The sequence below is a fragment of the Collinsella aerofaciens genome, assembly GCF_040920445.1.
Classification (GTDB): domain Bacteria; phylum Actinomycetota; class Coriobacteriia; order Coriobacteriales; family Coriobacteriaceae; genus Collinsella; species Collinsella aerofaciens_BH.
Genome location: NZ_JBCOTQ010000013.1, coordinates 37,918 through 45,934, shown reverse-complemented (window position 1 = coordinate 45,934; position 8,017 = coordinate 37,918). Strand labels below are relative to the sequence as shown.

General features: G+C 62.1%; 6 protein-coding genes. 1 reads left to right on the top strand and 5 read right to left on the bottom strand.

The window, feature by feature from the left end; translation table 11 throughout:
• A partial coding sequence (locus AB5405_RS03570) for an alpha/beta hydrolase (protein WP_368137623.1) occupies window positions 1-555 on the top strand: 555 nt, incomplete at its 5' end.
• A gap of 133 nt (window positions 556-688) precedes the next feature.
• On the opposite strand, the gene AB5405_RS03565 is transcribed toward AB5405_RS03570, so the two are convergent.
• The 5 genes from AB5405_RS03565 to AB5405_RS03545 all read right to left on the bottom strand — a co-directional run bounded on the left by AB5405_RS03565 (window position 689) and on the right by AB5405_RS03545 (window position 8,017).
• Window positions 689-1,894, bottom strand: a complete 1,206-nt coding sequence (locus AB5405_RS03565; protein ID WP_055252574.1) for a DUF362 domain-containing protein — start codon at window positions 1,892-1,894, stop codon at window positions 689-691.
• 261 nt (window positions 1,895-2,155) lie between these two features.
• Entirely contained in the window at window positions 2,156-4,822 is a 2,667-nt protein-coding gene (locus AB5405_RS03560; protein ID WP_368137622.1) for an ABC transporter permease, read from the bottom strand.
• Between the two features lie 8 nt (window positions 4,823-4,830).
• On the bottom strand, window positions 4,831-5,544 hold the full coding sequence (locus AB5405_RS03555; RefSeq protein WP_368137621.1) for an ABC transporter ATP-binding protein: 714 nt from the start codon (window positions 5,542-5,544) through the stop codon (window positions 4,831-4,833).
• Between the two features lie 93 nt (window positions 5,545-5,637).
• On the bottom strand, window positions 5,638-6,843 hold the full coding sequence (locus AB5405_RS03550; protein WP_368137620.1) for an ABC transporter permease: 1,206 nt from the start codon (window positions 6,841-6,843) through the stop codon (window positions 5,638-5,640).
• A complete protein-coding gene (locus tag AB5405_RS03545) occupies window positions 6,830-8,017 on the bottom strand; it encodes an ABC transporter permease (RefSeq protein ID WP_368137619.1) in 1,188 nt (395 codons plus the stop codon). Before AB5405_RS03545 ends, AB5405_RS03550 begins: the two co-directional genes overlap by 14 nt.

Here is an 8,017-nt window from a genome sequence, read left to right as displayed (position 1 = left end):
GCCCACGAGCGCTCCGGCGGCGACTATATCGGCATGGGCTGGCCCGAGCGCCTCGACATCGTCGCATGGATCGAGCGAATCGTTCAGGCTGACCCCAAGGCGCGCATCCTGGTCTTTGGCGAATCCATGGGCGCGGCGACCGCCATGAACGTCGCGGGGGAACCTCTGCCCGCAAACGTGAAATGCATTATCGAGGACTGCGGTTATACGAGTGTTTGGGACGAGTTTTCTCTGCAGCTCAAGGACGTGTTCGGCCTGCCCAGCTTTCCCTTGCTCGATGTAGCAAACTTGGTGTGCAACGTGCGCGCGGGCTACGACTTTCATAAGGCGAGCAGCGTGGAACAGCTCAAGCGCGCGACGGTTCCCATGCTGTTTATCCACGGTGACCAAGACACCTTTGTGCCGTACAGCATGCTCGACCAAAACTACGACGCGTGCGCCAGCAAGGTCAAGCAAAAGCTCACCGTCCATGGCGCCACCCACGCCAAGAGCGCGCAGGTCGACCCCGAACTCTACTGGAACACGGTCGACGACTTCCTCGACGAGTATTTTTAGGCAAATAGTACGGTTTACTGGCCTATCTGACCCCCTAGCACTTCCGAAAAGCCGCCCGTGGGCACTGTGCTCACGGGCGGCTTTTGCTAACAGTTGTGCTACAAAGGCGCTTGTTTTGTCTAATAGCTAGGTGCTACTTGACCTCGATGAGCTCGTACTTGCTCGTGCCCAGGCCGATCTTCTCGGCGTGCGCGATGCACACGCGCCAGTCGGTGTCGGGATGCGTGATGCAGAAGGGATCCTTGGCCTGCTCGCCCTCCAGATGCTCGTGGTTGTGCTCCATCTTGGCCGCGCTATCGGTGAGCTCGGTGTTGGGCAGCGGCTCAGACGCCATGACGGCGTCGGCGCAGGCCTGGTCGATGGCGACCGGGTCGAAGCTCGCGAACATGCCGATGTCGTTGACGATAGGCGTGTCGTTTTCGGGATGGCAGTCGCAGTTGGGACTGATGTCCATGGCAAGCGAGATGTGGAAGCTCGGGCGGCCGTCGACGACGGCCTTCGTATACTCGGCGATCTTGCAGTTGAGCACGTCGGCCGCGGCCTCATAACCGGGCTTGATGCAGTCCTGGTTGCATGCCGCAATGCAGCGTCCGCAGCCCACGCAGCGATCGTGGTCGATGGCAGCCACGTGCACCGTGCGAGTAGCGCCGCTGGCAAGCTCGCGCTCGCGGGTGCCGTCGAACGAGATAGCGTTGTGCGCGCAGATCTTTTCGCAGGCATGGCAGCCAACGCAGTGCTCGGTCGCGACGTTCGGCTTGCCGGCGGCATGCTGCTCCATCTTGCCGGCACGGCTGCCGCCTCCCATGCCCAGGTTCTTCATGGCGCCGCCAAAACCGGCCTGCTCATGGCCCTTAAAGTGGGTGAGGCTGATCACGATATCGGCATCCATGAGCGCCTGACCGATCTTGGCCTCGTGCACGTACTCGCCGCCCTCGACCGGGACGAGCGCCTCGTCGGTGCCCTTGAGGCCGTCGGCAATGATGATCTGGCAACCCGTAGCATACGGGGTAAAGCCGTTCTGGTAGGCGGTATCAATGTGCTCGAGCGCGTTTTTGCGGCTACCGACATAGAGCGTATTGCAGTCGGTGAGGAAGGGCTTGCCGCCCAGCTCCTTCACGACGTCCGCGACGGCGCGGGCGTAGTTGGGGCGCAAAAAGCTCAGGTTGCCCAGCTCGCCAAAGTGAATCTTGATGGCGACGAACTTGTTCTCAAAGTCGATCTGCTCGATACCGGCGTGACGGATGAGGCGCTTGAGCTTGTCGAGCTGGCTCTCGCGAGCATGCGTGCGCAGGTTGGTGAAGTACACCTTAGCGGGTGCTGCGGGTGCAGTTGCGGTCATAGATCTATCCCCTCGGTCTATATGGCGTTACAGACATAGAGGATGGTACCAGTTAAAGCAGAGTTAAAGTCAAGTACGGCACCTAGTCATTGGGGATGTTCTTAAATGAGTAGTCGCAAGGGACACTCTTTCGCCACCCGGCAGTTGGGGACGTTCCTTATCTGCCGGCAGCTGGGGACAGTCCCCAAGTGCCGGCATATTGGGACAGTCCTTGCCAGCCCGGCCGGCGAGCCGACGAATGGCAAGGACTGTCCCCGATGGCTACTCCTGCACTTTGAGGGCCTCGGCCAGGCTGACGCGCTTGATGGAGCGCGTGTGCAGCAGCGCCACGACCAGGTAGGTCGCAAAGCCAATGCCCACGCACGCCGCCATGGACCAAGCGGGCACGTAGATCTCGATATTGCCGTTGTAGGCGAGCAGCATCGAGCGGAAGATGGCCGTGAGCGAGCCAATAATGACCGGCAGGCTCAGCACGAGCGACGCCGCCACGCACAGCGTGATCGAGCGGATGTACAGATGCGAGATCTCGCTATCGCGATAGCCAAAGACTTTCATGTAGCTGATCGAACGGGCGCTGTGGTCGATCACCGCCTTGGTCAGCAGGTACATAAACAGCAGGAAGATAGACACCGCGAGCCCGATCATCATGCCGATCATTTTGCTCATCATGCCGATGAACTGGTCGCCCACGGCACGCATGTCATCGGGCGTGGTGTCGCCGGCAAAGTAGCGAGCATCGAGGTCGAGCTTCTCGTCGCTCACATAGCCGTTAAAGTAGGCGGCGTCGTTGCCGAACAGCTCGTTAAAATCTTCGATACTCATATAGATATTCATGTCCGACTTGGAGCCCCAGGCACAGTCCTTGCCCGCGTACTCAAGGGAATAATGCTCGCCCTCGTACTTGTCGCCGAGCGTGACCTTCTGACCCTCGCTCCAGCCAAACTTATCGAGCAGACCGCCGCCAAAGACGACGCACCCATCGTCAACGTTGAGGTCTTTCCAATAGCGCGAATCGGGCGAGATGCCGTAGACGGAAATCGTCTCCTCGCCATTACCATCGCCGCGGTCGTATTGCAGCTGGTAAACGGCATATTTCTCGGCCTGTGCGATTGCGCCCGCGCCGTTGTCGGTCGTGTTGACCGGGTGGATATCATCGTTGTCAGTGTCGATCTTAGAGGCCTTGTCGATCAGGTCGATAGCCTCGTCGCGGTTGCAGCCGAGGGCATCGGCAAGGTCATCGAGGCGCGCATAAAGCGCATCCTTCTTGTCTTGGACCTTGGCAAGCGCGTCCTGCGCCGCGGCCAGGCTCTCGGCAGACGGAGATGCGGTCGCGGCATCGGCTGCTGCCTGCGTCGCATCGGCCGCGTCGTCGAGCTCGTCATCGGCATCCTGGGCAGCGGTTAGCAGCGCGCCGTCAACCGACTGCAAGCGCTCGAGTGCCGACCACTGCTCGCGCTCCTCGGCGGTGCCCTCGAGCTCCAGCGGCGCCTTGAGCGTGTACTGGTGCTCAGCGACCAGGCTCGTCTCGAGGTTGTCCGCATAGTGCGTCATCGTGGGCAGGATCGCCAGGCCAAAGAGCAGCAGCAGCGAGGCAAACGCAATGCCCACGAAGAGCGTGGCGAAGTTGCCCAGGTTGCGCAGGAAGATACGCAGGCGGAAGCGGGAAACAAAACCCATGCGCTCCGGCAGCTGCAAGCCGCGCTTGGTGCCCGATTTGCCGCTCGCCTCGTGACGAAGGAACTGCAACGGCGTCTTGCCCATCTTGCGAAGCAGGCCCACCAGCGTGATGAGGATGAGCGCGGCGGCGGGAACCACGGCGCACTTCACAAAGATCTCCCAGCTCCAGTACACCTGGAAGGGCGGCAGGCTGTACGAACCGTAATAGAGGCTGCGCATGGGCTCGGTAAAGAACACAACGCCGAGCGCAGTGCCCAAAAGCGCCGCGATCACGCCCACGATGGCGGGAAGCGCAAGGTAGTGCAGCACGATCTCGCGACGGCGATAGCCGCTGGCGAGCAGCGTGCCGATGATGGCGCTCTCCTCCTCGATGGTAGCGTCGGTAAGGACCACAAAGACGAACGCCATGATCACGATGATGATGTCGAGCAGCGTCATCCACATCATGGAGTCGCCGTCCACGTCGTCGCGCGCATAGCCAATGCCCTGATTGGAATCGGCATCGATCAGATCGTCAACACGCGCATCGGCATCGGTCAGCGCCTCGACCATATCCTGCTCCGCATCGATGCGATCCGCGGTGGGGAGGTCGCGATCGGCAAAGGTGAAGGAGTAGGTGTAGGCGGGCGCGCCGCCGGCATCCTCGAGCGCGGCAAAGCCGGCATCGGTGACCTCGGCCACGCCGTACGTGATGGTGTTCACCGTAAAGTCCGAATTGTTGAGGAACAGCGCCTGGCTATCGGGCTGGGTCATGATGCCGCAGATGGTGTAGGTGCGGCCCTCGAGCTCGACCTTATCGCCCACGGCGAGGCCGTTGTTGGTGGCAAAGACACGGTCGATTGCCACCTCATCGTCCGTTTTGGGCTCCTTGCCCTCACAGTAGGACGCGATATCGACCTTGGTGCGGTGCGCATAGGTGCGCAGCGTGCGCTTGGTGCCGTCGTCGCCGGCGGTCTTTTTGATGATGGCGTCGATGGAGAAATTCTTGTAGAGCGTGACGCCGCCGACATCGCCGGCCGCGTCCTCGGCAGCCTTGAGCTGGTCTTTGGTGGCCTCGAAGGAGGTGGTCACGCGGCCGTCCTCGATCGTGTACGCATCGCGCATGTCGTCGATAAGGCAACCGATGGAGTGGGCCGCGAGCAAAAAGCCCGAGGTGAGGGCGATGCTTCCGCACATAAGAAGAAAGATGCCCAGGTACTTGCCGATATTGCGGCGCAGCTCGCGCGGGAGACGTTTTGCGAGAGGTGTCATGGCGCCGCCTACCAATCGAGCTCGGCGGCCGCGACGGGCGACTCGTTGAGCTCATCCTCGACGATGCGTCCGTCGCGCAGGCGCAGCACGCGGTTGGCCATGCGGGCGATGGCGGCGTTGTGCGTGACGATGATGATGGTGCAGCCGTACTCGTGATTGACATCCTCCATGAGCTGCAGGATTTCCTTGGATGTCTTGTAATCGAGCGCACCCGTGGGCTCGTCGCACAGCAGCAGGCCCGGGTTTTTGACGAGTGCGCGGCCGATGGCGCAGCGCTGCTGCTGACCGCCCGAGACCTGGCGCGGGAACTTGTTGCGATGTTCATAGAGGCCCAGCGAGCGCAGCAGGTCGTCGACGTTGAGCGGCTTTTTGGACAGGTGCGCCGTGACCTCGATGTTTTCCTTGATGGTGAGATCGGGCACCAGGTTGTAGAACTGGAAGACAAAGCCCAGCTCACGGCGGCGATACTCGCCCAGGTCGGCAGGCTTGAGCACCGTGAGGTCGCAGCTGTCCACCATGATGGAGCCGCCGTCAGCATCCTCCAGGCCGCCGATCAGGTTGAGAAAGGTCGACTTGCCCGAGCCCGAGGGCCCCAGCATGACGCAGATCTCGCCGCGGTTGATGGACGCGTCGATGCCATCGAGTACCGCCAGGCGCGCGTCACCGTCGCCGTAGTGCTTTTTGAGATCCTTAACCTGGACGTAGGCTTCCTGCGTTGCCATGGTATCCCCCATTGTTAGCCTCGTACTACTTTATGAACGTAATAGTAAACCTTGGCAAACTATTTTGGGGCGAGGCCTAGGATTTATTTCAGACTAGGCGCGGGATTTGGCGCGTGAGAGGGCCAGGCCTACGGCGGCAATGGCGGCGGCGAAGAGCACGGTGACGCCCAGGTCGCAGGCGATGTCGCCCAACACGGTGGACGTCAGATCCGAAGCGAGCGCCTTGCCAATCGCGTCGTTCACCCAATACGTCGGCACAAAGTGCGCCACCGTCTGCACGGCCGAGCCCATCAGCGACAGCGGCATCCAAGCGCCGCCCAAAAACGTCATGAGCATGCCGAGCAGGTTGCCCACACCGTTAAGCAGCTCCTCGCGCGCACCCAGGCTCGACAGCGCAAAGCCAACGGCCAGAGGCGTGCACGCCAGGGCAAACGTCGCCGCCAGCGCCAGACACACGCGACCCACGCCGACCTCGGCGACCGCGCCGGCAAAGCCCACGACGCCCATCATGCTCGACACAAACCAGATGCAGACGGTGATCACGGCGGCGGCCGCAAACACGGCAAGCGAGCGCCGGCGCTCAGAGATTGGGCCGGCATCCATACGACGTACGCGCTCGGGCTCGTTCATGCCCGAGAACACCAACCCCACCGATACGATGACCGACGAGATAATCGCATAGGCGCCAAAGTTGAAATACGACTCGAGCGTAGCAGCGGCTGTCGAGTCGACCTTGACCTGCTCAATCTCGACCTCCGCGCGCTTCGCGGCAGCATGCTCGGCAGCCTTGGCAACGTCGCCGTTGGAGGCAGTGGGCTCAAGTGCCGCCGCAGCACCCGCGAGCGAGATCCAGCGCGAGGCCTCGGCAGACGAAAGCGCCGCCGCCATGGTACCGGCACCGTAAGTCACGTCGAGCTTGGGCAGGGACTCCCCCGCGCGGGCGGCTGCAACAAGATCGCCCTCAAACCCCTCCGGGATAAAGAACACGCAGTCGGCGCTACCTTTGGCGCTGTTGCTCTTGGAGAGCGCGTCCGCAAGGTCGTAGGTGTCGTCGCCGACGCCCGTGACCAGCTCAAAACGCGAACCCAGATGCTTGGTAAGCGCACGCGAAAGGTCGCTATTGTCGCGGTCGACCACAATCACGTTGGTGTCGTAGGGCTTGTACTCGGTAAGCTGCGACGAGTTCCAGCTCACCGAGGCCGCGATGAATGCGCCCATGAGCGAGATGAACACCGTATAGATGAGCAGGTAGAACGGGTGCGCCAGCGCCATGCGAAGCGCGGTCTTAAAGGTGCTCATAGCGGCTCCTTCCAAAGATCAGCGTAGCGGCGGCGACGAACACCAGCGCCATAAGGACCAGCGCGCCAGCGCGAACGGCAAACGGCCCCAGGTCCTCAAAGAAATACAGGCGATTGAACATGTCGCAGATGAGCTTGACGGGGTTGAGCCAGCACTCGGCCGGGCAGGCGCGGGCGACGTCGTCGGCAAGCGCCATCGCCGGCTCGCCGTAGAGGCCGGCGAACAGGGCGCACGTGGTGGCAAAGCCCGTGAGGATGCCCGACTTGGACGCCTTGCCACCCTTAACGGGAAGCGTGCCCACAAAGAGCCCCAGGCCCGTGGCGGCTAGCGCGGATGCAGCACCGCCCAGCAGGCACAGCCCCTCGCGCCCGCCAAAGTCGACGCCAACGACTAGGCGCACGTAGCCAATCGCAACCGCCATCGAGGCAAAGGAAACCAGCCACGAGCCGACAAAGATGCCGGCTAGCGACGCCGTCTTGGAAAGGCCACCCACGCAGCGGCGCGCGCCAAGGCCCGACAGATTGGGCTGCAGGTCGACGACGCTCAAAGCGGCAAACTCGGCAGACATCATCGCGACCAGGCCAAAGAGCGCGTAGTAGTAAATGGTCGTGCCGTCGGGCGTGGTGCGCGTCAGGCTTACGCGGCGGGTGCCGCCCTCGAGCGACAGGGCGCGCGCAACCGCCTCTTGGTCGGCGAGCGCCGCCGGGTTGTCCTGGGCAATCTGGGACATGAGCTCGGCATTTTGTGTATACGAGCTTGCCACCGTCTCCAGGATGCTGCGATCGGTGAGCACCGATGATGCGCGCGAGCTGTCGTAGCTCGATAGCAGTGTGAGCTTGGGTACGCCTGCGTCGTCGACCGTATAGATGCCCGCAACCTCGCCGGCCTTAAGCGCACGGTTCGCATCGGCTGCGTCGTCGCACTCGTGGATCTCGAGCAGCTGATTGTCGCTCTCCTTGGCAAGCGACGTCGCCACGTCCTTAAAGGTCGAGGCGTCCCAGGCCTCGTCCGCTATGACGGCAACCGGTACCGGGTCGACCGTGCCGTCAGAGCTCAGATTCGCAAACATAAACATGAACATCGTGGAAAGTGCGATGGGAAAGAGAGCGCCCCAGACCCACGTGCTCGGCCGGCGCAGCAGCGTCTTGACCGTAGTGATGATGGTGCTGAACAT